The organism is Lentzea cavernae, assembly GCF_014653695.1.
Lineage (GTDB): Bacteria > Actinomycetota > Actinomycetes > Mycobacteriales > Pseudonocardiaceae > Lentzea > Lentzea cavernae.
On record NZ_BNAR01000003.1, the window covers coordinates 733,320 to 758,396 of the forward strand.

Below are 25,077 nucleotides of genomic sequence, written 5' to 3' on the forward strand. Positions count from 1 at the left end.
AGCCTGGCGCGCTGTGCTCAGCCACCACGCACCGACGGAGAGCGGGGCCTGCAGTGCATGCGGCCCGCGCTGGCGCAGGCACATGTGCTCGGTCTGGCGCGTAGCAGCCGCCTACTTCGCCCGCCCGGACCAAGAGCGCGGCTAGAGCGACGCTAGAGCCGCCTGAGGCGTTTCAAACACCCGAACCCACGCGAGGAGGTGGGCACGCCGTAGAACGCCCGTCAGAAAGCTGCTGAGCCGTAGTTCAGTAGAACCCGAACCAGATCCGGCAGTCCAAGACCGCATACAACCCGCCAGATCTGGCAACCCCAGACCTGGCAGCCGGGAAACTCAGACAGTCACACCGCGAGCGTTCAACCACGTGAGCGGGTTGATCTTCTGGCCGTCCGGGTTCCACACCTCGAAGTGCAGGTGGGGGCCGGTGGAGAAGCCGCGGTTGCCCATGCGGGCGATCTGCTGGCCCGCCTTGACCTGCTGGCCTTCGCGGACGCCGATGGTGTCCATGTGGCCGTAGACGGTGATGGTGCCGTCGGAGTGCTGCACGCGGACCCAGAGGCCGAAGCCGGAGGCGGGGCCTGCCTCGAGGATGACGCCGTCTGCGGCGGAGACGATTGGGGTGCCGATGGGGCCCGCGATGTCGATGCCGAGGTGCATGGTGCCCCAGCGGCCGCCGTAGCCGGAGGTGAACTCGCCGGCGGCGGGGCGGACGAACTTCGGGCGCTTCTTCTCGGCCTCGGCGACCTCGCGCTCGGTGGTGAGCTGCTGGCTGCGCAGGAGCTTGGCCGCTTCGGCGGAGCCCTCGGCCGTGGTCTTGGAGACCGCGAGGATCTGCGGGGCGGAGGCGGTGTCGCCGCCCATGCCGTCGAACGTGGCGGCGCCATCGGAGTGGTTCGCGAGTTGGACGTCCGCGCTGTCGTCAGCGGCGGCCTGTCCGATCTGGCCCGCGCCTGCTGCGGCGAAGGCGCCTACTGCGACGGCGGCGACGACGATGCGTCCGCGAAGCGCCGACGGTGGCGGGGGGAGCCGGTGAGAGCTGACCGGGCGCACTGATGCACGGTCGACTGCCTCTTCAAGCGCAGCACTGCGTTCATGGCCGCCGGGGGAGCGGTGGTGACTCAAAGCTTGCCCTTCCGCCTTCGGGGAGCCTGGTCGCATGGACTGCCGGGCGGGGGATTCCCGGTGAGTCAGGATTCGGGGTTCTGACTCGGTGTCCTTCTGTGATCAGACCGTGACAACGGACCGGGGGACTGTAACGACGGGAAGCCTCAGAGGGCAAACCCCAGTTCGTTACGTCCTCCCAATGGGCGGCCACCAGCGGGTTTTATCTGTCAACTGTGACGGTCGGTCATGCCGGACGGCGGAAACGCCTCACCGCCAGCGGCGATGGGGTGAGTTGACAAGTCATCCGATCGGGTGATGGCAGTCACAACGACGTGAAGAGTCCTCGTGTCAACAGGCAAAGAAAGGTGACCTGAATCACGTATCTGGTGCTCTTCGACGAGCAACGACGAGTGCTCCAGCCGGGCGTTGCGCTGGGGGACGATGACCTGATCCATCTCCGACCAGACCACGACGAAGCGCGTGCGGCACGGGCGGCAGGGCTCGGCGAGTTCGGCCAGGAGTTCGGAGCCCGGCCGCAGCTGCCGGGTCAGCGGAGTCGGCAGCAAATACGCGGCGAGCGTGCCGTTGTGAGGCGTTCCCAGTGTTACGAGTGTGCGAACGCGTGAGTCACCGTGCAGCCGTTGTACGTAGTACCTGGCAATGAGCCCGCCGAGCGAATGGCCGACCACGTGCACCTGATCGGAACCGGTCTGCTCGCAGATCCGCTCGATGTGCGCGCCCAGCAAGGCGGCCGAACGGCGGACGTCACCGGTCAACGCCGTCAGCACGCTGTAGTTGATGGCGTGAACCACCCCGAAGCCCCGCCTTCGCAGTGCCCCCGACAGCACCGCGAAGGCGGAGCGGTTGTCCCCGATGCCATGCACCAACACGATCGGGGTGCCCGCGGCCTCCATGGCCGAAACCACCAGGCCACGCTGCATCGGGGGCAGGCCGTCGGTGCGGTAGTGCCGGTACTGGCCGTCCGGGCGCAGCTGCTCGGTGATGGCGCCCCACGGGTAGAGCACCGCGTGGGCAGTCAGCCAGGCCGCCTCCATCGCGACCCCGCGCATCCCGCCGGGCGTGACCATCGCCCGCAGCGCCACCTTCACTTCCTCCGCGACGTCGCGGGCGGTGTGGACGCCCCATCCGGCGCGGTCGAGAGCAGCGTCGGTCAGACGCGTGATCCACGACCGGCCCGTGTCGCTCATGTGAGCGACGTTAAGTGATGAAGTCACGCACCAGGACTACCCGGCGGATGTTTTCCACATGCGAACGAAATTCATCTCAGTAGGCCCCACGTGACCCTTTCCCTCTATTGCTAGGTTCGCCCGCGATGACTCGCACCGAGCTCGAGAACCAGACCCCTGCGGCCGCCAGGCTGCGCACGTCGTGGGCCCTCGCCGCGGCAGGCTCCCTCCTGCTGGCCCTGGGCCCGCTGCTCGGCGTGGTCGACGGCGCGGAACCCGCCTTCACGTCGTGGCCGCTGCTCGCCCTGCTGGCGCTGTTGCCGCCGGTCGTCGCGGGCGTGCTGCTGATGCGCGGCCGCCCGTTCGTGGCGGCGGGGCTGATCGCCGCGGCCGGCGTCTTCGCGGTGGGCCGGCTGCTGAGCGACCTGCTGATCGTCTTCGACGCGATGGAGGTGGCGCGGCCGGAGCTGTTCCGGCCGACGACCCTCGTCGCCGTCACCCCGTCCACGGGCGTGTGGCTGCTGGTCGCCGGGCACGTGCTGGTCATCGCCGGTGGTGCGCTCGCCGCGGGCCGGGCAGGCATGCCCGCGGACGAGTCGGAGCCCCCGACCCTGGTGGCCCTGCCCGTGCTCATCGCCGCGGTGGCCACCGTCGGGCTGCTGGGCAAGCCGTTCGTCTCCGCGGACCCGTTCCAGCTCGACCGCGGGCCGTGGGACCTGCCGGTGCTCGGCCTGGTCGGCGGACTGCTGATCGCCCTGGCCGCGCCCCTGGCCACCGCTCTCGCCGCCAGCTCGCCCGACCCGGACACCCGCGAGGGCGGCACGCTCGGCGTCTCGCTCTCCCTGCTGGCCGTGGTGCTGCCGCCGCTGGTCGTGACCGCGACCGCACCGGGCCTGGGAGTGGCGGCCGGCCCGCTGATCGCGTTGTTCGCCGCGCTCGCGCTGCCCGTCGTGCCCCTGCTGGCCAGGCTGGTGCGGCTGTGGAGCGGCAAGCGCGACTCCACGCGCGACCTCGCTCTGCCGTCCGTTCAGCGCATGCACGTGGCGGCGGGTGTCTTCAGCGTTCTCGCCGCCGTCGCGATCCTGCTCGGCACGGTTCTCCCGCAGCTCGTCCTCACGACGGGCGGCGCGGCCCCCGGACTGGCGTCGGCGAACCTCCTCTGGCCCGCCGGCCTGGCGTTCGCGGTGATCGGCTGCGCCCTGTTCGTCCCGTCCGTCGCCGGTGCCGTCCGCCCCGCCCTGCTCTTCGGGTACTTCGCGATGCAGCTCGCCGCGGCGGGCGCCGTCGAGCCGGTGCTGGCCGCGAACCAGGCCGGGATCGCGCAGCCGGGCGCCGGCTTCTGGCTGATGGTCGTCGAGTTCCCGCTGGGCCTGCTCGCGCTGATCTGCGCGGGTCTGGCCGGCGCCGTCGAGCGGGAGGACACCGACGCCGGCAAGCGGCAGGAGGTGCCGGTGGCCGAACTGGGCGCGGTGCTGCTGGCCGGGCTCTTCACGGTGGGCGCGTTCGCGTTGCCGACGGTGCGCGGCGACGGCTACACGGCGCCCACGCTGGTGCCGGACAGCGACCCGGTCGTCTCCGTGGTGCTGCTCTCCTGCCTGCTGTGGCTGATCGTCGGCGCGGTGGTCGCACTCCGGTCGCGGCCCGCTCGCGGGGCCGGGGTGTTCGCGGGCGCCGCGCTGCTGCTCGGCGTGCGCGCGCTGGAGCTGCCGCTGACGGGGGACAAGGTGGCGGGTGCCACGGCCGCGCCCGGCACGTGGCTGGCGCTCGCGGCCGTGGTCGCTCTCGTGGCCGCGGCCGGTCTCATGGGTGCTCGCTCGACGCGCTGAAACGTGACGTAGAGGCGCTTTGCTCTGTATCGCGCGCACGTGCGTGATCGACCTCACCGCCGTTGAGACCGACCTCACCGGTGGTGACGTGCGAGCGGTACCCGCAGGTCGATAGTGTCTGGGCCCAGCCGCGTCAAGTGGGTTCGCTTGGCCCCTTGAGGACCACCCAGGCGCGGTGTTGTGTTCCGACACCGACGTCGCAGGAGACCCGAGTGGACCTGTACGAATACCAGGCGAAGGACCTCTTCGCCGCCCACGGCGTCCCGGTACTGCCGGGCGATGTGGCCACCAACCCCGCCGACGCCAAAGCCATCGCCGCGAAGTTCGGCCAGGCCGTCGTCGTCAAGGCCCAGGTCAAGACCGGCGGCCGCGGCAAGGCCGGTGGTGTGAAGCTCGCTTCCACCCCGGAGGAGACCGAGGAGAAGGCGACCGCCATCCTCGGCCTCGACATCAAGGGGCACATCGTTCACCGCGTTCTGGTGACGCCCGCCTCCGACATCGCGGAGGAGTACTACTTCTCCTTCCTGCTCGACCGCGCCAACCGCACCTTCCTCGCCATGGCGAGCGTCGAGGGCGGCATGGACATCGAGGAGGTCGCCGCGACCAAGCCCGAGGCCCTCGCGAAGATCGCCATCGACGCCATCAAGGGCGTCGACGTGGCCAAGGCGACCGAGATCGCCGACGCCGCGAACTTCCCGGCCGAGGTCAAGGACCAGGTCGTCGACACCATCGTGAAGCTCTGGGAGACCTTCGTCTCCGAGGATGCCACGCTGGTCGAGGTCAACCCGCTGGTCCGCGACCCGCAGGGCAAGATCGTCGCGCTCGACGGCAAGGTCACGCTCGACGAGAACGCCGACTTCCGCCACCCGGCCCACGCCGAGCTGGTCGACAAGGCCGCTGAGAACCCCCTCGAGGCGAAGGCCAAGGAGAAGGGCCTCAACTACGTCAAGCTCGACGGCGAGGTCGGCATCATCGGAAACGGTGCCGGTCTGGTCATGTCGACGCTGGACGTCGTCGCGTACGCCGGTGAGCAGTACGGCGTGAAGCCCGCGAACTTCCTCGACATCGGTGGCGGCGCGTCCGCCGAGGTCATGGCCAACGGCCTGGACGTCATCCTCGGCGACGAGGCCGTCCGCTCGGTCTTCGTCAACGTCTTCGGCGGCATCACCGCGTGCGACGCCGTGGCCAACGGCATCGTGAAGGCGCTGGAGATCCTCGGCGACTCGGCCACCAAGCCGCTCGTCGTCCGCCTGGACGGCAACAACGTGGAGGAGGGCCGCGCGATCCTCGCCGAGGCCAACCACCCGCTGGTGACCGTTGTCGACACGATGGACAACGCGGCCGCCAAGGCCGCCGAGCTCGCGGCTGCGGGGGTCTGAGTCAGATGGCTATCTTCCTCAACGAGAACAGCAAGGTCATCGTCCAGGGCATGACCGGTGCCGAGGGCACCAAGCACACCAAGCGCATGCTCGCGTCCGGCACGAACATCGTCGGTGGCGTGAACCCGCGCAAGGCGGGCGAGAAGGTCGACTTCGACGGCACCGTCCTCCCGGTCTTCGGCACCGTCAAGGAGGCCATGGAGGCCACCGGCGCGAACGTGACCGTGATCTTCGTCCCGCCGGCCTTCTCGAAGGCCGCCGTGGTCGAGGCGATCGACGCCGAGATCGAGCTGGCCGTCGTCATCACCGAGGGCATCCCGGTGCACGACACCGCCTACTTCTGGGCGCACGCCGTCGCAACGGGCCACAAGACCCGCATCATCGGCCCGAACTGCCCCGGCATCATCAGCCCCGGCAAGTCCAACGCCGGCATCATCCCCGCGAACATCGCGGGCAGCGGCAAGATCGGCCTCGTGTCGAAGTCGGGCACGCTGACCTACCAGATGATGCACGAGCTGCGGGACTTCGGTTTCTCCACCGCGATCGGCATCGGTGGCGACCCGATCATCGGCACCACGCACATCGACGCCCTGGAGGCCTTCGAGGCCGACGAGGAGACCGTCGCGATCGTGATGATCGGTGAGATCGGTGGCGACGCCGAGGAGCGCGCGGCCGCGTACATCAAGGAGAACGTGACCAAGCCGGTCGTCGGCTACGTCGCGGGCTTCACCGCTCCCGAGGGCAAGACCATGGGCCACGCCGGCGCCATCGTCTCGGGCTCGGCGGGCACCGCGCAGGCGAAGAAGGAGGCCCTCGAGGCCGCCGGCGTCAAGGTCGGCAAGACGCCGTCCGAGACCGCCGACCTGATGCGCGAGATCATGCAGGGCCTCTGACCTCGGCCTGAAGGCGGAAACCGGTGACGCCGGTTCCCGCCACCGGCGAATCCCGCTCCGGGGGACGTCCCGAGTGTCATGGCACGCAGAGCAACACGAGGACCGGATTCCGAGTACTTTCGGAGTCCGGTCCTCGCTCCTTTGGCGGAACCGGCATGATCGGTCCATCGTCTTAGTAGCGGGTGCAGAGCACTGCTAGCGTCACTCGACGCACCCTGGTTTGAGGAGGAGACCTCGACATGTCCGTGCCTTACGGCGCACCCCAGCAGCAGCCGCCGGGTCCGGCACAGCACCAGGCAGCGCCTTCGGCCCCTGGGGCCCCCGGTGCCAACAACATCAACCTGACCGTGATCCTCCCGCTGGTCGCGGCGGGTCTCGGCCTCGTCGCGTACTTCATCGCGTTCGCGGACGACGTCAGCAGCGGCAGCGTGACGTACCTGCTCGCGGCGGGTCTGCTCGCCGGCCTCTCGGTGCTCCCGAGCACCCCGAAGGGCTTCGTGCCGGTCGCCGCGATCCTGGCGGCCGTGCAGACCCTGCTGCAGCTGCAGGTCATCATCAAGTCCCCGTCCGTGCAGGGCCTGGACATCGTGCTGCTCATCGTCGCGCTGCTCGAGACGGCCGCGGTCGTGCTCGCGTTCCTGCTCGCCGAGGGCATCGTGAAGTTCGAGCCGAAGCCCGCGAACCCGTACGCGGGTCAGCAGCAGCAACAGGGGCAGCCGGGCGGCTGGAACCCGCAGTCCGGCGCGTTCCCGCAGCAGGGCCAGCACCCGCAGCACGGCGCCCCCCAGCAGGCCCCGCAGCAGCAGGCGCAGGGCCAGCAGTTCGGCCAGCAGCAGCAGTTCGGTCAGCAGCCGCAGCAGCCCGCACAGCCGGGGCAGCCGCCGCAGCAGACCAGCTTCATGCCGCAGCCGGGCCAGTTCGGCTCGCCGGGCACGCCGCCCGGCGGCTTCGGCGGACCGCAGCAGTAAGGTCCGCACACCGTTCGACCTCAGGGGTGGTGCCGGTTCTCCGGTGCCACCCCTGTCGTATGACCCGGCGTGCCTGCCCCGAATGGCCCAGGCGGCCTGACACAGTGGAGAAGTGCCCGTGCTGCAACGCGATGTGACCCGCGAGGTCAACACCGTGCGCCCACCGGAGTTCTCGCGGTCCGAACGCCTGCGCGTGCTCGTCGCCGCCGCGGTCGGGTCGGTGGTCGTCGGGTACGCCGCGGTCGCCGCCGTTCTCGCGCTGATCTCCGCGACGGCCACGTACGCCGAGTTCTCCACGTCAGGGGTGCTCAGCGCCGCCGCTCCCGCTTGGCTGGCGGCACACCACGTGCCGTTGCGCTTCGACTCGGGCCAGCTCGGCGTGCTGCCGTTGCTGCCCACGGCGTTGCTGATGCTGCTGATCGGCCGCACCGCCGCGGGCACCGCCGACCGCCTGGGCTTGTACGAACCGCTGCAGGTGCGCGGGGTCGTGCTCAGCATCGCCGGAGCGCACGCCGTCGTCGGCGGGGCGATCGCGCTGGTGATGGGTGAAGGTGTCGTGCGCGCCACACCAGCCGTGGCGTTCTTCGGGTGTGCTGCGGTGTCCGCGCTCGCGGCCACGCTCGGCGTCGCTCGCCGCTGCGGTCTGTACGAGGTGGTGTTCGACAAGCTCGACCCGGTGGCGCTGCACGGGCTGCGCGCCGGTTTCATGGCGTTGTTCGCGCTGGTCAGCGTCGGTTCGCTGGCGGTGGCGGCCGGGCTCGCCGCGTCGTGGCCGACGACCAGCGGGCTCTTCGCGGGCGCCGGGCCGTCGTTCGGCGTCGGCCTCGGCGTGTTCCTGCTGTGCCTCGCCTACCTGCCGAACGCGATCATCGCGGGCTTCTCCTACGTCGTGGGCGCCGGCTTCTCGATGGGCGGCGTCGAGGTCTCCCCGCTGCACTTCGTCGGCGGTCAGGTACCCCCGGTGCCGCTGCTGGCGGCCATGCCGGAGCACGAGTTCGTGTGGAGTCCCGCCCTGCTGGCCGGTGGCGCGGTGATCGGCGTGCTCGTCGGCTGGACCTGCCGCAAGGTGTCCGACCGGCCGACGTCACGGCTGCGCGCGGTGCTGGTGGCCGCGATCACGGCGGGCGTGGGCAGCCTCGTGCTCGCCGCGACGGCCGGTGGACGTCTCGCCGGCGGCGCGTTCGACCCCGTGACGGTGCCCGCGGGCCTGCTCGCGCTGGTCGTGGCGCTGTGGGTGCTGGTGCCGGGCGCGCTGGTGGCCTGGCTGGCCGGCAACCGGGCGAAGGCCGCGGTGGCCGCCGGCAGCACCGAGTTCGTGGAGCCGGACTACGACGAGGACGCCGAGGCAGCCGACCCGGACGTGGTGTTCGAGGACGACGAGCTCACCGACCAGTTCGAGCAGCTCGAGGTCGTGGACGCCGACGAGTTCGAGGTCGACGAGGACCTCGAGGACGACGACCACTACGACGAGGACGAGTACTACGAGGACGAGCCGGAAGACGTCGAGGACGCCGAAGACGTTGAGGCCGCAGAGGAAGACGACGCCGAACCGGACGACGAATCGGACGGCGAGGAGGACCCCGCCGAGGAAGACGATCTCGACGCGGAGTTCGACGAGATGCTCGGCATGGAGCCGGAGGAGGACCTGGACGGCAAGCCGGGACGGTGACGTCATAGGCTGCTCCTGAGCTGCTGCAACGACCAGGAGTAGACGCTGAGCACCGAACTTCGGCTTCCCACACCGGCGCGCGTCGTCGTACTCGTCTCCGGTTCCGGAACCCTCATGCAGGCCTTGCTGGACGCCGACCTCCCGATCGAGGTGGTGGCCGTCGGAGCCGACCGCGAGAACATCGAGGGCCTCAAGCGCGCCGAACGCGCCGGGGTGCCGCACTTCGCCGTGAAGCTGCGCGACCACGCCGACCGCACGGCCTGGGACGAGGCGCTGACGGAGGCCGTCGCGGCGCACGAGCCCGACCTGGTCGTGTCCGCCGGCTTCATGAAGATCATCGGCGAGCGGTTCCTCGCCCGCTTCGGCGGCCGGATGATCAACACGCACCCCGCGCTGCTGCCGTCCTTCCCCGGCGCGCACGCCGTGCGTGACGCACTGGCCTACGGCGTGCACGTCACCGGATCGACGGTGCACCTGGTCGACGCGGGCGTCGACACCGGGCCGATCCTCGCGCAGGAGGCCGTGGTCGTCGAACCCGGCGACACCGAGGAAACGCTGCACGAACGCATCAAGGTCGTCGAACGCCGGCTGCTCGTCGAGACAGTCGGCCGACTCGCCCGCGAGGGCTGCACCGTGAACGGACGAAAGGTGAGCATTCCGTGACGACTCCTGGGAGCACTCCCGCCGAGAGGCGACCGGTCCGCCGGGCCCTGATCGGGGTCTCCGACAAGGCCGGCCTGCTGGAGCTGGCCACCGGCCTGCACGCGGCCGGAGTCGAGATCGTGTCCACCGGCGGCACCGCCAAGGTGCTGGCCGACGCGGGCGTCCCCGTGACGCCGGTCGAGCAGGTCACCGGGTTCCCCGAGTGCCTCGACGGCCGCGTGAAGACGCTGCACCCGCGCGTGCACGCCGGTCTGCTCGCGGACCTGCGCAAGGACTCGCACGTCCAGCAGTTGCGCGAGATGGACATCGCGCCGTTCGACCTGCTGGTCGTGAACCTGTACCCGTTCACGCAGACCGTCGCGTCGGGTGCCTCCCCGGACGACTGCGTCGAGCAGATCGACATCGGCGGCCCCGCGATGGTCCGCGCGTCGGCGAAGAACCACGCCAACGTCGCGGTCGTCGTCGACCCGGCCCGCTACGACTGGGTGCTGGAGAACGTCCGCGAGGGCGGCTTCACCATGACCGACCGCCAGCGCCTGGCCGCGGACGCGTTCCGCCACACCGCCTCCTACGACGTGGCCGTGGCCTCGTGGATGGGCAACGTGCTGGCGCCCGACGACGAGGGCAGCGGCTTCCCCGGCTGGGTCGGCGCGACCTGGAACCGGTCGAACGTCCTGCGCTACGGCGAGAACCCGCACCAGAGCGCCGCGATCTACGCGCAGGGCGACGGCCGAACCGGCCTGGCGTCGGCGAAGCAGTTGCACGGCAAGGAGATGTCGTACAACAACTACCTCGACAGCGACGCCGCGTGGCGTGCCGCGTGGGACCACGAGCTGCCGTGCGTGGCGATCATCAAGCACGCCAACCCGTGCGGCATCGCGGTGTCCGAGCTGAGCATCGCGGACGCGCACCGCAAGGCGCACGAGTGCGACCCGCTCAGCGCGTTCGGCGGCGTCATCGCGTCGAACAGCGAGGTCACCATCGAGATGGCCGAGTTCGTCTCGGAGATCTTCACCGAGGTCGTCATCGCACCGTCCTACGAGGACGGTGCGGTCGAGGTGCTGCAGCGCAAGAAGAACGTGCGCGTCCTCGTGGCCGAGGCCCCGGCTCGCGGCGGTGCCGAGATGCGCCCGGTGTCCGGTGGCCTGCTGCTGCAGCAGCGCGACGCCATCGACGCCTCCGGTGACTCGCCGGCGAACTGGACCCTGGCGGCGGGCAAGCCCGCGGACGAGAAGACGCTGGCGGACCTCGAGTTCGCGTGGCGCGCCATCCGCGCGGTGAAGTCGAACGCGATCCTGCTGGCGAACGACGGCGCCACCGTCGGCGTCGGCATGGGCCAGGTCAACCGGGTCGACTCGTCGCACCTCGCGGTGAAGCGCGCGGGCGAGCGGGCCAAGGGCGCTGTCGGCGCCTCCGACGCGTTCTTCCCGTTCCCGGACGGCCTCGAGGTGCTGCTGGAGGCCGGTGTGCGCGCGGTCGTGCAGCCCGGCGGTTCGGTGCGCGACCCCGAGGTCATCGCGAAGGCCGAGGAAGCGGGCATCACGCTGTACCTGACGGGCACGCGTCACTTCGCCCACTGATGACTCGTTGCTGACAAGGGGCCGCTTCCGTCGGGGGAGCGGCCCCTTTCGCGTTCAGGGCTTCGCGCACTCGCGCGTCAGCGGGGCGCGTGTTGGTCTTCTCGGGTGGCTGCGGAGGGCTCCAGCCCGGTCGCGGCCGGTAGCCCTGCTGCGCCGTCCGGATCCCATCGTGCGGACGGGGCCGGTTCGCGGTTTCCCCAGTTCCCAGCAGCTCTGAGGAGCTTTCCGGTGCACGTGACCGTGTCCACCAAAAGGGTGACGCCGTGGCATTGACACAGGGGTGCGTCCACGCGCTACGATCATCTCGTTCGTTCGAACAAGAGTTCGAATAAGCAAGTCGCCGAACTTCCCGCGGCGGCCGTGCACAGGGGTGCGCACGGTCCGAGACGGGAGGTGGGTGGAGTGTCGAGGTCGGCAACGGCGTCGTTGGCCGCGCTCGGGGTGAACCCGGCCAGCGAGTTGACCAGCACCACCACCGACCACGCCACGGGGCGGGTCCTGCCGGTTCGCGGGGAACTGGCGGGCCTGCTCCCGTGGGGCGGCTTGCGGCGTGGCAGCACGGTGTCGGTGGGCGGATCGACATCGTTGCTGCTCGCCCTGCTGGCGGGCGCGACCGCGGACGGCTGCTGGGCCGCCGTGGTCGGCCTGCCCCAGGTGGGAGTGCTGGCCGCGGCCGAACTGGGCGTCGCGGTGCAGCGCCTCGCGCTGGTCCCCCGTCCCGGCTCCGATCCGGGCCCGGTCATCGCCGCCCTGCTGGACGGCATCGACCTGGTCGCCGTCGCCTGTCCCCTTCCTCCCTCGCTGGCCCGCCGCCTGACCGCGCGTGCCCGCCAACGCCGTGCCGTGCTCATCGTCGTCGGCTCCTGGCCCTCGGCGGACGTGGAGCTCACGGCCGAGTCCGTGAGCTGGAACGCGCTGGACGACGGCGCGGAAACGTTGCGGCGTCAGCAGATCGCCGTGCGCAGCGGTGGCCGCGGTTCGGCGGGGCGTCCGAAGAACGTGGTGCTGACGTTCGGCGAAGAAGAAATCGAGCTCCCGCTGGTGGCCGGTGAACCGGTCCGCTCCGACGAGCCGGCTGATGCCGGTCCGGGCCGGGCAGGCCAACTGGCCACCAGGCGGGCTGAAGCAGTCGAACGCCTGGTCAAGCTCGCGCACAAGGGTCCCACCGCGTGAAGGACACGCGTCTGCTCACCGTCTGGTGCCCCGACTGGCCCGTCGTCGCCGCCTGCACCGCCGCCGGCACCGCCCTGCACGTGCCGGTGGCGGTGGTCGACGGCAACGAGATCGTGTCCACGTCGGCCGTGGCGCGCAAGGAGGGGATCCGCCGCGCCATGCGCAGGCGCGCGGCGGAGGCGATGTGCCCCGAGCTCGTCACCTTCGAGCACGACCCGCAGCGCGACGCCCGGTTCTTCGAGCCCGTCGCGGAGGCCGTCGAGGAGCTCGCGCCCGGCATCGAGGTCGTGCAGCCCGGGCTGGTCGCGGTGCCGGCGCGGGGGCCGGTCGGCTACTTCGGGTCCGTCGAGCAGGCGGCGGAACGGATCGTCGACCACGTCGCGACCCGCGCCGGTGCGGAAGCGCAGGTGGGCGTGGCCGACAGCCTGTTCGCGGCCACGAGAGCCGCGCACCGCAACGTGGTCGTGCCGCCGGGCCGGACAGCGGAGTTCCTCAGGCCGTTGGGCGTGCACGAACTCGACGCACCAGACCTGGTCGACCTGCTCAGAAGGCTCGGCCTCAAGACGCTCGGCGCGTTCGCGGACGTGCCGGAGAACGCGGTGGCGTCGCGGTTCGGCGGCCCGGCGACGAGGCAGCACCGGCTGGCGCGCGGGTTGCCGGAGCGTCCGCTCGACAAGCGCAGACCCGCACCGGAGCTCGCGGTCACCGAGACCTTCGACGACCCGGTCGAGCGCATCGACTCGGCCGCGTTCGCCGCGAAGATCCTGTCGGAACGGCTGCACGAGAACCTGGCGGCCAGGAGCCTCGCGTGCACGCGGCTCGGCATCCACGCCCGCACGGAGAACGGTGAGGAGCTGCAGCGGGTGTGGCGGGCCGCGGAACCGTTGACACCACGGGGAATCGCGGACCGGGTGCGCTGGCAGCTCGACGGCTGGCTGACCCGCGAACGCCTCACCTCCGGCATCCGCACGCTCACCCTCGAACCGGTCGAGGTCGTCGACGGCACCGCGCTCCAGCTCGGGCTGTGGGGCCACGACGACGAACGCGCGGTGCGGGCGTTGCTGCACGTCCAAGGCCTGCTCGGCCCCGACGGCGTGCTCACCGGGGTGCTCGACGGCGGCAGGGGACCGCAGGAGCAGGTCAGGCTCGTGCCGTGGGGCGACGAACGGGTCCCGGCGAGGAACCCGGACCACCCGTGGCCGGGCCGGCTCACCAGGGCGCCCGCGACGCTCGCCGACGACCCCGCAGAACTGAAGGACGAGAACGGTGGCGAGGTCGGCGTGACCGGCCGCCTCGAACTCACCGCACAGCCGAAGAAGCTGACTGTCAAAGGGAAAACGCGCGAGATCACCGCGTGGGCCGGGCCCTGGCCGGTCGACGAGAGGTGGTGGGCGCCGGACAGGCACCGGGCCGCGCGCATCCAGGTGCAGACGAACGACCAGGCGTTCCTGCTGATCCGCAGGGACCAGAGGTGGTTTCTGGAAGGGGTGTACGACTGATGCAGGACGACTACTGGGATCTGCTGGAGACCTTGATCCCGTTGCCGCGCAAGGAACCTGATGGGCTGGAATAACCCGCCCGTCCGCTGGGGGGAGCTGGAACGCGCGCTCTCCGGCAAACCCGCGAAGCAGAAACCCGACGGCGGCGACAGCCCGGCGTGGTCGTGGCGCCGCGACCGGTACACCGCCCCGCCGGGTTTCCAGCTGCGCGCGGACGAGATGGCGGTCACCCGCAAGCGCGTGCCGTACGCGGAGCTGCACTGCCACTCCAACTTCAGCTGGCTCGACGGCGCGAGCCACCCCGAGGAGCTGGTCGAGGAGGCGCAACGGCTCAAGCTCGACGCCATCGCGATCACCGACCACGACGGCATGTACGGCGTGGTCCGCTTCGCCGAGGCGGCCAAGGAACTGGGCATGCACACGGTGTTCGGCGCCGAGCTGAGCATCGGCCTGACCAGGCCCGCCAACGGTGAACCGGATCCCGAGGGCGACCACCTGCTCCTCCTCGCGCGCCAGCAACCCGGCTACCACGCCCTGTGCCGCACGCTCACCACCGGCCACCTCGAGGAGGGAGCGGAGAAGGGCAAACCCGTCTACGACGTCGACCAGATCGTCGCCGACACCAAGGGCGACGTCGTCGTGCTCACGGGCTGCCGCAAGGGAACCGTCCGCAGGGCGTTGACGAGGGAAGGCCCGGAGGCGGCGTTCGAGGAGATCGTCAGGCTCACCGACATGTTCGGCAAGGGCCGCGTCTACGTCGAGCTGACCGATCACGGCCTGCCCGAGGACAGCAGGCGCAACGACATCCTCAACGCGATGGCGCAGAGGCTCCAACTTCCCGTAGTGGCAACGAATGCCGCGCACTACGCGACCCCGAACCGCGGCAGGCTCGCCGCCGCGATGGCCGCCGTGCGCGCGCGGAGCAGCCTCGACGACATGGCCGGCTGGCTGCCGCCGTCACCCGCCGCGTTCCTGCGCAGCGGCGAGGAGATGTTCCACCGGTTCCGCCGCTTCCCCGGCGCCGTGCACAACGCCGCGTTGCTCGGCATGCAGCTGGCGTTCGACCTGCGGCTGGTCGCGCCGAAGCTGCCGCCGTTCGACGTGCCGGAGGGCCACACCGAGATCACCTGGCTGCGCGAGCTCACCTACACCGGTGCCCGCCGCCGGTACCCCGACGGCAGCGAGAAGGCGTACCGGCAGATCGAGCACGAGCTGAAGATCATCGAGCAGCTCGGCTTCCCGGGCTACTTCCTCGTCGTGCACGACATCGTGGACTTCTGCAAGCGCAACGACATCCTCTGCCAGGGCAGGGGCAGCGCCGCGAACTCCGCGGTGTGCTTCGCGCTCGGCATCACCAACGTCGACGCCGTCCGCTTCGACCTGCTCTTCGAACGCTTCCTCGCCCCCGCCCGCGACGGCCCTCCCGACATCGACGTGGACATCGAGTCCGACCGGCGCGAGGAGGTCATCCAGCACGTCTACTCGAAGTACGGCCGCCGGCACGCGGCGCAGGTGGCGAACGTCATCACCTACCGCGCCCGTTCCGCGGTGCGCGACATGGCCCGCGCACTCGGCCACTCACCGGGCCAGCAGGACGCGTGGAGCAAGCAGATCGACAGGTGGGGCCCGCTCGGCACCACCACCGACGACTGCGACATCCCCCGCGACGTGCTGGAACTGTCCGCACAGCTGGAGAACTTCCCGCGCCACCTCGGCATCCACTCCGGCGGCATGGTGATCTGCGACCGCGCCGTCAGCGAGGTGTGCCCGGTGGAGAAGGCGCGCATGGACAAGCGCACGGTCCTGCAGTGGGACAAGGACGACTGCGCGTCCATCGGCCTGGTGAAGTTCGACCTCCTCGGCCTCGGCATGCTCTCCGCACTGCACTACGCCATCGACCTGGTCCGCGACCACGAGGGCGTCCTGGTGGACATGGGAACGGTGGACCTCGCCGACCCCGCCGTGTACGAGATGCTGCAAAAAGCCGACTCCGTCGGCGTCTTCCAGGTGGAGAGCCGCGCCCAGATGGCGACGCTGCCGCGCCTGAAACCCCGCGAGTTCTACGACCTGGTCGTCGAGGTGGCCCTGATCAGGCCGGGCCCCATCCAGGGCGGCTCGGTGCACCCGTACATCAGGCGCCGCAACGAGGTCGAGAAATGGGACTACGACCACCCACTACTCGAGAACGCCCTCAAGAAGACCTACGGCGTACCGCTGTTCCAGGAACAGCTCATGCAGATAGCGGTCGACGTGGCCGGCTTCACCGCAGCCGAAGCCGACGAACTGCGCCGCGCCATGGGCGCCAAACGCTCGACCGCCCGCATGGAACGCCTCCGCGACCGCTTCTACGAGGGCTGCGCGGCCCAGGGCATCGACTCCGAACTGGCCGGCCGCATCTACGCGAAACTGCTGGCGTTCGCCAACTTCGGCTTCCCGGAATCCCACGCCCTGTCCTTCGCGCACCTGGTCTTCGTGAGCGCGTGGTTCAAGCTCTACCACCCGGCAGCCTTCTGCGCGGCCCTGCTCCGAGCCCAGCCGATGGGCTTCTACTCACCGCAGTCACTGGTCATCGACGCCCGCCGCCACGGCGTGACGGTGCACGGCCCGTGCGTGAACAAATCACTTCCCTGGGCAGGCCTGGAACCCTTCGAGGGCGAGCAATCCGTCCGAATCGGCCTGTCCGCCGTCCGCGGCATCGGTGAGGCGGATGCCGAAAAGATCGTTGCCGCCCAACCGTTCCGCGACATGGAGGACTTCGGCACCCGAGTACAACTCACCGCCACCCAGGTAGAAGCCCTCGCCACAGCAGGCACCTTCTCCTGCTTCGGCCTCGAACGCCGCGAGGCCCTCTGGGCAGCAGGCGCGGTGGCCGCCATCCGCTCCGACCGCCTGCCCGGCACCGTCGTCGGCGTAGACGCCCCCGCACTACCCGGCATGGACGACGTCGAACTGGCCGTCGCGGACGTCTGGGCCACAGGCCTCTCCCCGGACAGCTTCCCGACCCAGTTCGTGAGGTCCACATTGGACTCCGTGGGTGCGTTGCCGGTGACCGCGCTGGGAGACGTCGAGCCCGGCACGCGAGTGCTGATCGGCGGCGCGGTCACACACCGGCAGCGCCCCGCAACGGCGGGCGGGGTCACGTTCCTCAACATCGAGGACGAGACGGGGATGGTGAACGTCGTGTGCTCGCCGGGGTTGTGGGCGAGGTACCGGCGGGTGGCGCGGAGCAGCGGCGCGATGCTCGTGCGGGGCGTGGTGGAGTCGGCGGACGGGGTGGTCAGCGTGCTGGCGGACCGGTTGCAGCACCTGGACCTGCGGATCCCGTCGAAGTCACGGGACTTCCGCTGATCTCACGCGCTCCTGTCGTTGCGCGGCGTGTGCACGCGCCTCGCAACCGGTGGTCGGAGCAGACGTACCCAGGCCTGGGCCTTCGTCTCCTTGTTCGACACGTCCACCTGGCGGTACGCCTTGGCGAGGCTGAGTTCGCTGTGCCAGACGACCTCGTCGAAGAACCACGCGGAGCTGATGATCGCCAGGACCGCCGAGGAGTTCGCGAGGGTGCTTCTTACGACGTCAGAGTCGAGGATGCGGAAGGTGTGGTTGATCGCGGATCCGGTCACGCCGTGCTGGTCGTAGTTGACCTCGCCGGCGTGCAGGGCGAGCCGCAGTCGTATTCGCTCCTGCGGAGGGTGGAGCCGGTTGTGTGCCGTTAGGGCTTCGACTAGCGCGTTCGGGAGAAAATCGGCGAACAGTCTCTTGCGCACGTCCGCAGAAGCGAGCACGAGCACGCCATCTCCTCGGTCCTCGCGGCGGCTCGACGACCAGGGGATGCCGGCGGTGTCGAACGCGGAGTGCATTGCCTTGTACATGCCGTGCCGGATCCGCACCTGGTTGGTGTTGTTCCGGTGATGCTGCCCGAACCCCGCGATGTCGGCGGCGACGATCGTGCAGTGCGCTGTGTTCAGCAGCAGGCGTTCGTCGCCGGCCTCGACGAGCAGGTCGCTGTTCCCCCGGAGGTGCACCGACTCGGGTAAGGGCCCGCTCGTCATAGCCTCTCCCCTTACACCTACGGGTGGCAGCGGACTGCGACCTCATGCCGACGATAAGGCGATGGTTCGCGCCTCCGCCAGGGCAACCTCGTGATTGTGCGGTTACCGTAACCTAAGATGTATTCGGTTTGGTCTACCGCGTGATATACCTGGGCGATTCACCTGAGTAGGTGCCGCCGAAGGGGGAGATCATGCCGAAGCCGGCGTCACCCGTCGTAGCGGGATGGGAGCTCGCGTTCCGGCTGCGGGAGCAACGCGAGCTGAAGAACGTGGACGTCAAGACCATCACAGACGCGCTCGGTTTCACGCGGAACTACTGGTCTGCGGTCGAGAACGAGCGCAAGCTCCTCTCCGAGGAGAACTTGATCGCGGTCTTGGACCTGCTCGAGTTCGACGTGGGTGTGCGGCAGAGACTGCTCGATCTGCGCGTGGCTGCCAAGGAACGTGGCTGGTGGACGCGGTACGGGAACCTGCTCGACAACGATCTTCAGCGGTTGATCGGTTTGGAGGCCGGAGCCGAGACCATCCGGTACTACGAAAGCCTGATCATTCCTGGCATGCTCCAGACGGAGGAGTACGCCAGGGCCATCATGGAGCCTGATGACACAATCCGGTTGATCGATGTCAACCAGCGCGTTGAAGTCCGCGTTCGGCGTCAGCAGCGACTCACCGGGGAGGCACCGCTACGAGTGGTCGCCATCATCAGCGAGGCGGCGCTTCGCCAGCAGATCGGTGGACCTGCTGTACTGCGTCGTCAGCTGGAGCACCTGGCGCGAAGCATCGAGGAGAACCAGACCGGACTCGAAGTCCGAATCGTTCCCTTCACCGCGACTGCGTGCGGGCTGTTCGGAGCGGCAACCATCCACCTGCTCCACTTTCCCGAAGACAGGCTGCCGGTCGTGCTGTTCCAGGAAACCGTCACGACCAGGGACATCACGTCTGACCTGGTGCGAGTAGCCGAGATCAGCAGCACCTACGACGGTGCTATGGAGCGCACTCTGAGCCCGCTGAAGTCGTTGGCCATAATTCGTCAGTGCATCAAGGAACTGGATTGATCGGCGAGGTAGCCTCGACGTCGCCTCGGGAATGGCTCACGAGCAGCTACTCCAACGCTTCTGGAAGTTGTGTCGAGGTCAACGTCGGCGTCCGCGGTGTCATGGTTCGCGACAGCAAGGACCGACGCGCCGACCAACCCGTCATGAGCGTCTCTACAGCTGCTTGGAACTCCTTTTTGGAACAGATCTGCTGAACGCTCTGCTGCGATCGTCGTCCCTCGTCAGGATCGAACCCGCACCGCTCTCGCATTGACCACTCTTCCAAGACCGTTGCACAACGTGCTCGGCCAATCCTTCTCAGTCCGGTGCGGTATCGCGGGCGACGGGAGGAATCCCGAGCACCTGCGACCGTCGACCGGCCGGGCACGAGCGTGCCCGGCCGGCACTGTCACTAGCTGCCGCAGACCTGCCAGGCGCCGAACGCGCCCGCAGCACCGACCGCCGTCTGCTTGCGCTCGTACAACTTCGCGTCCGGCCCAACCACAAGCACCCGAACCAACCCCATGGCGTCACGCACAGCAGCAGGCCCGATCTCCGCATACCCGCCAAGATCCTCCCAAGGCGCGAAGGCATCGCCGGAAGTCTGCCGCGCCAAGCTGATCCCATACCCGTCATTGCGCGCAAACACCAACACCCGAGCCTGCGAACCAGTACCGGCAGAAACCGCCGAAACCGGCCCAACACCACCCTGCCCACCAATGTGAGCCAACGGGCTGAACGTGCCATTGGCCGTCAGCTCAGCAACCGTCCCCATCACCCCGTCGGTGTGCTCCCGGACGAGCAGTCGAACCTTGCCCCCGTCCACCGCCACAGCAGGCGCATGCGTGCACTCGACCGCACCGATGGACTTGTAGGTGAGCGACCCGCCCTGGTTCTGCTCCCAGTGGTTCACCGCGCCGTTGGCGTCGGCGAACAGGTGCAGGCGCCCAGTCGGCGAGGTGAAACCGACAGGCGGGGACACGACCATGCCCGTGTTGCCGGACAACGAGATCCAGCCGCTGAACGTGCCGTCGGGGTTCTGCCAGGCGTTGCTGACGCCGTTGGCCTGGTTGGCCGCCAGCAACTCGAGGCCACCGTCGCCGTTGAGCACGAGGCTCGGGGTGCCGAGGGCGGATGAGGCGCCGTCCGGGTTGCCCACGTCGGTCCAGGTGTCGAAGCCGCTGCCCGGTGAGGACTGACCCGCGACGAGGATCGAGCCGGTGTCGAGGTCCAGGACGGCGATGTGCACGAGGCCGGAGCCGTTGAGCGCCACGGCGACGCCCGGTGCGAACGTGCCGGCGCGCAGCAGGACCGGGCCGGTCCAGGCGCCGTTCACGGCCTGGTGCCACCACATGATCGAGTCGCCGGCGGCGACGAACGCGTGCAGTGTGCCGCTACCGTCCACAATGGACCAAGGAACCGACACGGGCCAGCGGTGGTAGTTGTGGAACACGTGCTGGTCGAAGGTGCCGCCGGTGACCGGGTCGTGTTCGGCGTAGGCCTGGTAGGCCTCGGACTTCGGTCCGGCCAGGGCGGGCGGCACGTTCACGGGTGACGCGGTGATGTTGTAGCAGCGGTATCGCGTGAGGAGCACGAAGCCGCGGTCGTTGGTGCCCTCGTAGGCCTTGACGGCCTTCGTTGCGAACCTGGCCGCGTGGACGTGGTCGTCGTGCTCCTCGATCTGGCCCGGGAAGCCGTTGTTCGGTGACGGGTCCTGGGTGCGGATCGTCGTCGGCTGGAACTCCTCGAGCAACGCGAGCAGCACGTTGTTCAGGTCGGCCTGGTTGTACCACTGCTGGACCTGGACGGGGCCGCCCGTCGGCCTGATGACCGGGGCGACGTGGTTGGGGTCCTCCCAGAGCTTCTTGAGCGCGTCTTTGTGGTCGGGGAGGCTGTCGCCGCCGTCGGGCAGGTCGAGGTAGAGCAGTTGCACGTTCGGGGCGCCGACGAGGGTGTCGACCTCGAGGACCATGGTCGCGACCTCTTTGGTGCCGCGGGTCCAGTTGTTCGGCTTGCCGGCGAGCTTCGCGTAGGCGGAACGCTGGCCCTCCTGCACGCTGGCGCACAGGTCTTCACGGGTCAGGCTTCCGTGGCCCTCGTTCTGGTCCGCTGTCAGGACGATCGTCCGCACCGGCAGTCCGGAGAGGACGGACGGCTGGATGTCCGGGTTGATGAACAGCAGGTCGTCGTCCGTGTGCGCGATGATGTTCACGAAGCTGCCCGCGGTGGGCAGGTTCTGCGGTGCGGCGGCGAAGGCGATGCCGGTGTTCGAGATGGCGGTCGCGGCAGCGGCGGTCGCGCCTGCGACCAGGACTGTGCGACGGCTGATGCAGGTCATGAGAATCCCCCCAGATTCCGTTTGGTGAAGCTGACCACAGGACGCGCGACACCGGGGGAAGTTGCACACCGGGGTGGTGTTGTCTGGTCGGATGCCCGCGAGTCGAACGCGGTGTGTCCTCATCCCAAATGAGGTGGGTTGCCGTCTCCCTCGCATCCGCGAGTGCCCCTGCCAGGAGTCGAACCTGAATCTCGGCGTTCGTAGTGCCGCACTCTCTCCATTGAGCTACAAGGGCGAATAAAAATGCACAGCAAACAAAGAGAGCCGCCCTGATCGGTTTCCCGACGGGCGGCTCCCCGGAGTGGCCTGACAATATGCCACTACAAGGAGCTCACCTGCGCGAACGGTCGCGACGACGGTCGGAGCTGCTGCGTGCTGGTCATCGCGTTCCCCTTTCGGCTCGGTGTGTGGCACAAGTATTGCGGCGGGCCGGGCCGCCGTCAATCATTTAATTGCGCTCATAGGTCATGAACGAAACTCCGCTCTCGAACAACCGTGCGTCGGTGCGCCGGAACTTCCTGATGTCGGCCTTCCCGTCGAACAGCGGAATGCCGCGGCCGAACACCACCGGGTGGATCTTGAGCAACAGCGCGTCGATCTCGGGCAGCAGTTCGGCCGCCAGTTTGCCGCCGCCGCACAGCCAGATGTCGAGGCCGTCCTCCTCCTTCAGCGCCCGCGCCCGCCCGGTGACGTCCTCGCGGATCACCTCGACGTCGGACGGCGTACCGGTCACCTGCGTGGACACGACGAACTGGCGCAGGTGCGCGTACGGCGAGGCCAGGCCGCCGGGGACCTGGTAGGTGTGGCGGCCCATCAGCACGGTGTCGAAGTGCTGGTTCGGCGCGTCCGCCAGCCCGAACGGCTCGCGCATCTGGGTGGGCAGCGTCTCCGGGTAGTGCGCGTTGATGCCGGCCATGTGGTCGCCCTCGAAGACGAACCCGTCGAAGGTCCCGTCCTCGGCCGCGATGAACCCGTCGAGCGTGACGGCCACGTAGTACACGAGCTTTCGCAAAACGATCATCCCCTCAGCTCTTAACCACGACAACTGTAGTACTATGACTGTAGTGGTTGTCAAGGAGGAAATGTGGTCCGGAACGAGGCACGGCGAACCGCTCTGCTGGACGCGGCGATCGACGTCCTGGCGGAGGAGGGCGCGCGGGGGCTGACCTACCGCGCGATCGACGCGAAGGCGGAGGTGCCCGCGGGCACGGCGTCGAACTACTTCGCGAACCGCGACGAGCTGATGTCGTCGGTGATGACGCGGGTGCACGACCGGCTGATGCCGTCGGACGAGTCCGTCGCGCAGTCGCTGTCGCTGCCGCGCGACAGGTCGCTGACGGTGAAGTTCATGCACGACATCATCAAGCGCGCGGACGCGGACAAGGCCTGCTACCTCGCCATGATGGAGCTGCGCCTGGAGGCCACGAGAAGGCCGGAGATCCGTGCGGCGCTCACGAGGACGATCGCTGGCAACATCGAGGACAACGTCGCGTTCAACGAGGACTCGAAGCTGCCGGGCGACCGCATGACCGTCATCTCGCTCTACTTCGCGATGACGGGGCTGATCTACGAACGGCTCACGCTGCCGGACGTGGTCGCGCCCATGGACCTCGACGAGCTCGTCGAGGTCATGGTCGACCGCGCTATCGGCTGAGGGGCCCGCCGGTGATCGTCAGGGCGACGGCGATCACCACGACGCCCAGCGTCGAGTACAGGAACGCGTCCATGCCGCGCCCGCGGATCTTGATCAGGCCCGCCTGCTCGTCGGTCACGAGGATCCGCAGCACGGCCGCGACCAGCAACGACACGCCGAGCAGCACGGCGCCCTGCCGCCAGTGGTACTGGAAGATCCGCACCAGGCCGAGCGCGCCGACCCCGAGCACCAGCGCGAACGGCAGGTGCTTGCCGGGACCGGAACGCCAGCGCTGTTCGCCCATGAGCGCCTGCGCGTCAGACCGCTGCACGGGCGCGCTCGGCGGCTTCGACGGTGTTGGTCAGCAGCATCGCGACGGTCATCGGGCCGGCGCCACCGGGGATCGGGGCGAGCCAGCCCGCGACCTCGCGCACCTCGGGGGCCACGTCGCCGACGAGGCCCGCCTCGGTGCGGGTGATGCCGACGTCGACCACGGCCGCGCCGGGCTTGACCATGTCCGCGGTGATCAGGCCGGGGCTGCCGGCGCCCGCGATCACGATGTCCGCGCGGCGCACCTCGGCCGCGAGGTCCTTGGTGCCGGTGTGGCACAGCGTCACGGTGGCGTTCTCGGAACGGCGGGTCAGCAGCAGGCCGATCGGGCGGCCCACGGTGACGCCGCGGCCGACGACGGTGACGTTCGCGCCCGCGATCGGCACGTCGTAGCGGCGCAGCAGCTCCACGATGCCGCGCGGGGTCGCGGGCAGCGCCGCGTCCTCGCCGAGCACGAGCTTGCCGAGGTTGACGGGGTGCAGGCCGTCGCCGTCCTTGGCCGGGTCGATGCGCTCCAGGATCGCGTTCGCGTTCAGGTGCTTCGGCAGTGGCAGCTGGACGATGTACGCGGTGACCTCGGGGTTCGCGTTCAGCTCGTCGATGACGGCCTCGAGCTCCTCCTGCGTGGTCGACTCGGGCAGGTCTCGGCGGATCGAGGCGATGCCGACCTTCTCGCACGCGCGGTGCTTGCCCTTGACGTACGAGTGCGAGCCGGGGTCGTCGCCGACCAGCACGGTGGCCAGACCGACCGAGCCGGGCAGCGCGGCGACCCGCGCCTTGAGGTCCTCGAACAGCGCGTTCCGGGTTTCGTTGCCGTTGAGCAGCGTCGCAGTCACGCCCTCATCCTCCCACTGGGCAGCGCGGCGACGCCCACCGACACCAGCGTCAGCGCCACGCCGATCGCCGTCGGCAACGCCAGGTGCCCGCTCACCACGTCGAGCAGCACGGCCCCGATGAGCTGCCCCGACACGCCGCACAGCCCCACCATCAACACGCCGATGAACCGCACGGACGTGATCGCGCCGCCGACCCCGACGATGCCCAGCAACCCGCCCAGGTAGAGCCACCAGTCCGACGGGAACGCGCCGGGCACACCGCTCCACGTCACGGCGTTGACCAGCAGCAACGCCACCGTGCCCACGCTGAAGTTCACCAGGATCGTCGCCATCGAGTTCGCCGCGGCCTCGCGCACCAGCCCGTTCACCGCCTGCTGCCAGCCCATCAGCAGGCCCGCGACGAGCGGCAGCACCGCGAGCCACAGCGCGCCCGGCGACGTGAACTGGTGCGACACGGCGATCGTGACGGCGATAACGCCGACGGCCGCTCCGACGACACGTGTCTTTGTAATCGGCTTCGGCTCACCGGGCCCGACCCCGAGGTTGTCCATGACCATGCTGCTCACGACCTGTCCGATCACGACCGCGACCGTGAACACCGCCACACCTATGGTCGCGACCGCGAGCCCCTGCGAGCCCACGAGCACCGCGCCGCTGACGCCTCCGACGCACTCCCACCACCGGATGCGGCGGTGGCGCAGCGCGTCCCGCAGCCGCAGGAGGCCGTCCCGCCCGGACTGTCGCGCCAGGACGACCGCGAGCAGCACGAACCACCCTCCGGCGAAGGAGATCAACGCCGCCAGCAGCCCGTTGCCGAGCGACTGCGCGAGCGATCCGTTGACGCGCGCCTGCACCGCGATCGCCACTCCGCCCGCCGCGGCCAGCAGACCGCCGGTCACCTGCGTGGACCGCGCCACAT

21 protein-coding genes and 1 tRNA gene are annotated in these 25,077 nt (G+C 69.5%); 13 read left to right on the forward strand and 9 right to left on the reverse strand.

Features of this window, described 5'->3' with window-relative positions; all coding sequences use genetic code 11:
* Window positions 1-330 precede the first annotated feature (330 nt).
* Complete coding sequence (locus tag IE307_RS13795; protein ID WP_229904668.1) at window positions 331-1,047, reverse strand: M23 family metallopeptidase; 717 nt, start codon at window positions 1,045-1,047, stop codon at window positions 331-333.
* Window positions 1,048-1,328: 281 nt separating this feature from the next.
* Window positions 1,329-2,309: an esterase/lipase family protein gene (locus IE307_RS13800; protein ID WP_229904669.1), complete on the reverse strand. Its 981-nt coding sequence runs from the start codon at window positions 2,307-2,309 to the stop codon at window positions 1,329-1,331.
* A gap of 125 nt (window positions 2,310-2,434) precedes the next feature.
* On the opposite strand from IE307_RS13800, the gene IE307_RS13805 reads away from it, so the two are divergent.
* The 10 genes from IE307_RS13805 to IE307_RS13850 all read left to right on the forward strand — a co-directional run bounded on the left by IE307_RS13805 (window position 2,435) and on the right by IE307_RS13850 (window position 17,286).
* On the forward strand, window positions 2,435-4,114 hold the full coding sequence (locus IE307_RS13805) for a hypothetical protein (protein ID WP_191298262.1): 1,680 nt from the start codon (window positions 2,435-2,437) through the stop codon (window positions 4,112-4,114).
* Between the two features lie 212 nt (window positions 4,115-4,326).
* The gene (gene sucC / locus IE307_RS13810) at window positions 4,327-5,493 is read left to right on the forward strand and encodes an ADP-forming succinate--CoA ligase subunit beta (RefSeq protein WP_089915033.1); all 1,167 of its coding nucleotides are present in this window, start codon (window positions 4,327-4,329) and stop codon (window positions 5,491-5,493) included.
* 5 nt (window positions 5,494-5,498) lie between these two features.
* Window positions 5,499-6,386, forward strand: coding sequence for a succinate--CoA ligase subunit alpha (gene sucD, locus IE307_RS13815; protein ID WP_090005237.1), 888 nt, complete (start codon window positions 5,499-5,501; stop codon window positions 6,384-6,386).
* A gap of 239 nt (window positions 6,387-6,625) precedes the next feature.
* Window positions 6,626-7,354: a DUF5336 domain-containing protein gene (locus IE307_RS13820; RefSeq protein ID WP_191298263.1), complete on the forward strand. Its 729-nt coding sequence runs from the start codon at window positions 6,626-6,628 to the stop codon at window positions 7,352-7,354.
* Between the two features lie 118 nt (window positions 7,355-7,472).
* On the forward strand, window positions 7,473-9,023 hold the full coding sequence (locus IE307_RS13825; RefSeq protein ID WP_191298264.1) for a cell division protein PerM: 1,551 nt from the start codon (window positions 7,473-7,475) through the stop codon (window positions 9,021-9,023).
* Between the two features lie 45 nt (window positions 9,024-9,068).
* The gene (purN, locus tag IE307_RS13830) at window positions 9,069-9,686 is read left to right on the forward strand and encodes a phosphoribosylglycinamide formyltransferase (protein ID WP_268250371.1); all 618 of its coding nucleotides are present in this window, start codon (window positions 9,069-9,071) and stop codon (window positions 9,684-9,686) included.
* Window positions 9,683-11,266 (forward strand): bifunctional phosphoribosylaminoimidazolecarboxamide formyltransferase/IMP cyclohydrolase, encoded by a 1,584-nt coding sequence (gene purH / locus IE307_RS13835; protein ID WP_229904670.1) that lies wholly within the window; start codon window positions 9,683-9,685, stop codon window positions 11,264-11,266. The genes purN and purH overlap by 4 nt, the downstream gene beginning before the upstream one ends.
* 402 nt (window positions 11,267-11,668) lie before the next feature.
* Window positions 11,669-12,439: a DnaE2-dependent mutagenesis accessory factor ImuA' gene (imuA', locus tag IE307_RS13840; RefSeq protein WP_229904671.1), complete on the forward strand. Its 771-nt coding sequence runs from the start codon at window positions 11,669-11,671 to the stop codon at window positions 12,437-12,439.
* A complete protein-coding gene (locus IE307_RS13845) occupies window positions 12,436-13,938 on the forward strand; it encodes a DNA polymerase Y family protein (protein WP_229904672.1) in 1,503 nt (500 codons plus the stop codon). The genes imuA' and IE307_RS13845 overlap by 4 nt, the downstream gene beginning before the upstream one ends.
* A 60-nt stretch (window positions 13,939-13,998) precedes the next feature.
* Window positions 13,999-17,286: an error-prone DNA polymerase gene (locus IE307_RS13850; RefSeq protein ID WP_191298266.1), complete on the forward strand. Its 3,288-nt coding sequence runs from the start codon at window positions 13,999-14,001 to the stop codon at window positions 17,284-17,286.
* 2 nt (window positions 17,287-17,288) lie between these two features.
* On the opposite strand, the gene IE307_RS13855 is transcribed toward IE307_RS13850, so the two are convergent.
* On the reverse strand, window positions 17,289-17,987 hold the full coding sequence (locus tag IE307_RS13855; protein ID WP_191298267.1) for a hypothetical protein: 699 nt from the start codon (window positions 17,985-17,987) through the stop codon (window positions 17,289-17,291).
* A gap of 191 nt (window positions 17,988-18,178) precedes the next feature.
* Between IE307_RS13855 and IE307_RS13860 the strand changes: the two genes are divergently transcribed.
* Both IE307_RS13860 and IE307_RS13865 read left to right on the forward strand, forming a co-directional pair.
* Complete coding sequence (locus IE307_RS13860) at window positions 18,179-19,042, forward strand: Scr1 family TA system antitoxin-like transcriptional regulator (RefSeq protein ID WP_191298268.1); 864 nt, start codon at window positions 18,179-18,181, stop codon at window positions 19,040-19,042.
* Window positions 19,021-19,236 (forward strand): DUF397 domain-containing protein, encoded by a 216-nt coding sequence (locus tag IE307_RS13865; RefSeq protein WP_229904673.1) that lies wholly within the window; start codon window positions 19,021-19,023, stop codon window positions 19,234-19,236. Before IE307_RS13860 ends, IE307_RS13865 begins: the two co-directional genes overlap by 22 nt.
* 197 nt (window positions 19,237-19,433) lie before the next feature.
* On the opposite strand, the gene IE307_RS13870 is transcribed toward IE307_RS13865, so the two are convergent.
* The 3 genes from IE307_RS13870 to IE307_RS13880 all read right to left on the reverse strand — a co-directional run bounded on the left by IE307_RS13870 (window position 19,434) and on the right by IE307_RS13880 (window position 22,380).
* Window positions 19,434-21,359 (reverse strand): DUF8189 domain-containing protein, encoded by a 1,926-nt coding sequence (locus tag IE307_RS13870; RefSeq protein ID WP_191298269.1) that lies wholly within the window; start codon window positions 21,357-21,359, stop codon window positions 19,434-19,436.
* Between the two features lie 163 nt (window positions 21,360-21,522).
* Window positions 21,523-21,594, reverse strand: a tRNA-Arg gene (locus IE307_RS13875).
* Between the two features lie 213 nt (window positions 21,595-21,807).
* Entirely contained in the window at window positions 21,808-22,380 is a 573-nt protein-coding gene (locus IE307_RS13880) for a dihydrofolate reductase family protein (RefSeq protein WP_229904674.1), read from the reverse strand.
* Window positions 22,381-22,443: 63 nt separating this feature from the next.
* Between IE307_RS13880 and IE307_RS13885 the strand changes: the two genes are divergently transcribed.
* A complete protein-coding gene (locus IE307_RS13885; RefSeq protein ID WP_191298270.1) occupies window positions 22,444-23,013 on the forward strand; it encodes a TetR/AcrR family transcriptional regulator in 570 nt (189 codons plus the stop codon).
* Here IE307_RS13885 and IE307_RS13890 read toward each other — a convergent pair.
* Genes IE307_RS13890 through IE307_RS13900 form a run of 3 tightly spaced genes read right to left on the reverse strand, consistent with a single transcriptional unit; the run spans window position 23,003 to window position 25,075 of the window.
* A complete protein-coding gene (locus IE307_RS13890; RefSeq protein ID WP_191298395.1) occupies window positions 23,003-23,296 on the reverse strand; it encodes a DUF3017 domain-containing protein in 294 nt (97 codons plus the stop codon). The two genes, IE307_RS13885 and IE307_RS13890, sit on opposite strands and share 11 nt — an antisense overlap.
* A 13-nt stretch (window positions 23,297-23,309) precedes the next feature.
* On the reverse strand, window positions 23,310-24,158 hold the full coding sequence (locus tag IE307_RS13895) for a bifunctional methylenetetrahydrofolate dehydrogenase/methenyltetrahydrofolate cyclohydrolase (RefSeq protein WP_191298271.1): 849 nt from the start codon (window positions 24,156-24,158) through the stop codon (window positions 23,310-23,312).
* Complete coding sequence (locus tag IE307_RS13900; protein WP_191298272.1) at window positions 24,155-25,075, reverse strand: DMT family transporter; 921 nt, start codon at window positions 25,073-25,075, stop codon at window positions 24,155-24,157. The genes IE307_RS13895 and IE307_RS13900 overlap by 4 nt, the downstream gene beginning before the upstream one ends.
* Window positions 25,076-25,077: the final 2 nt, after the last annotated feature.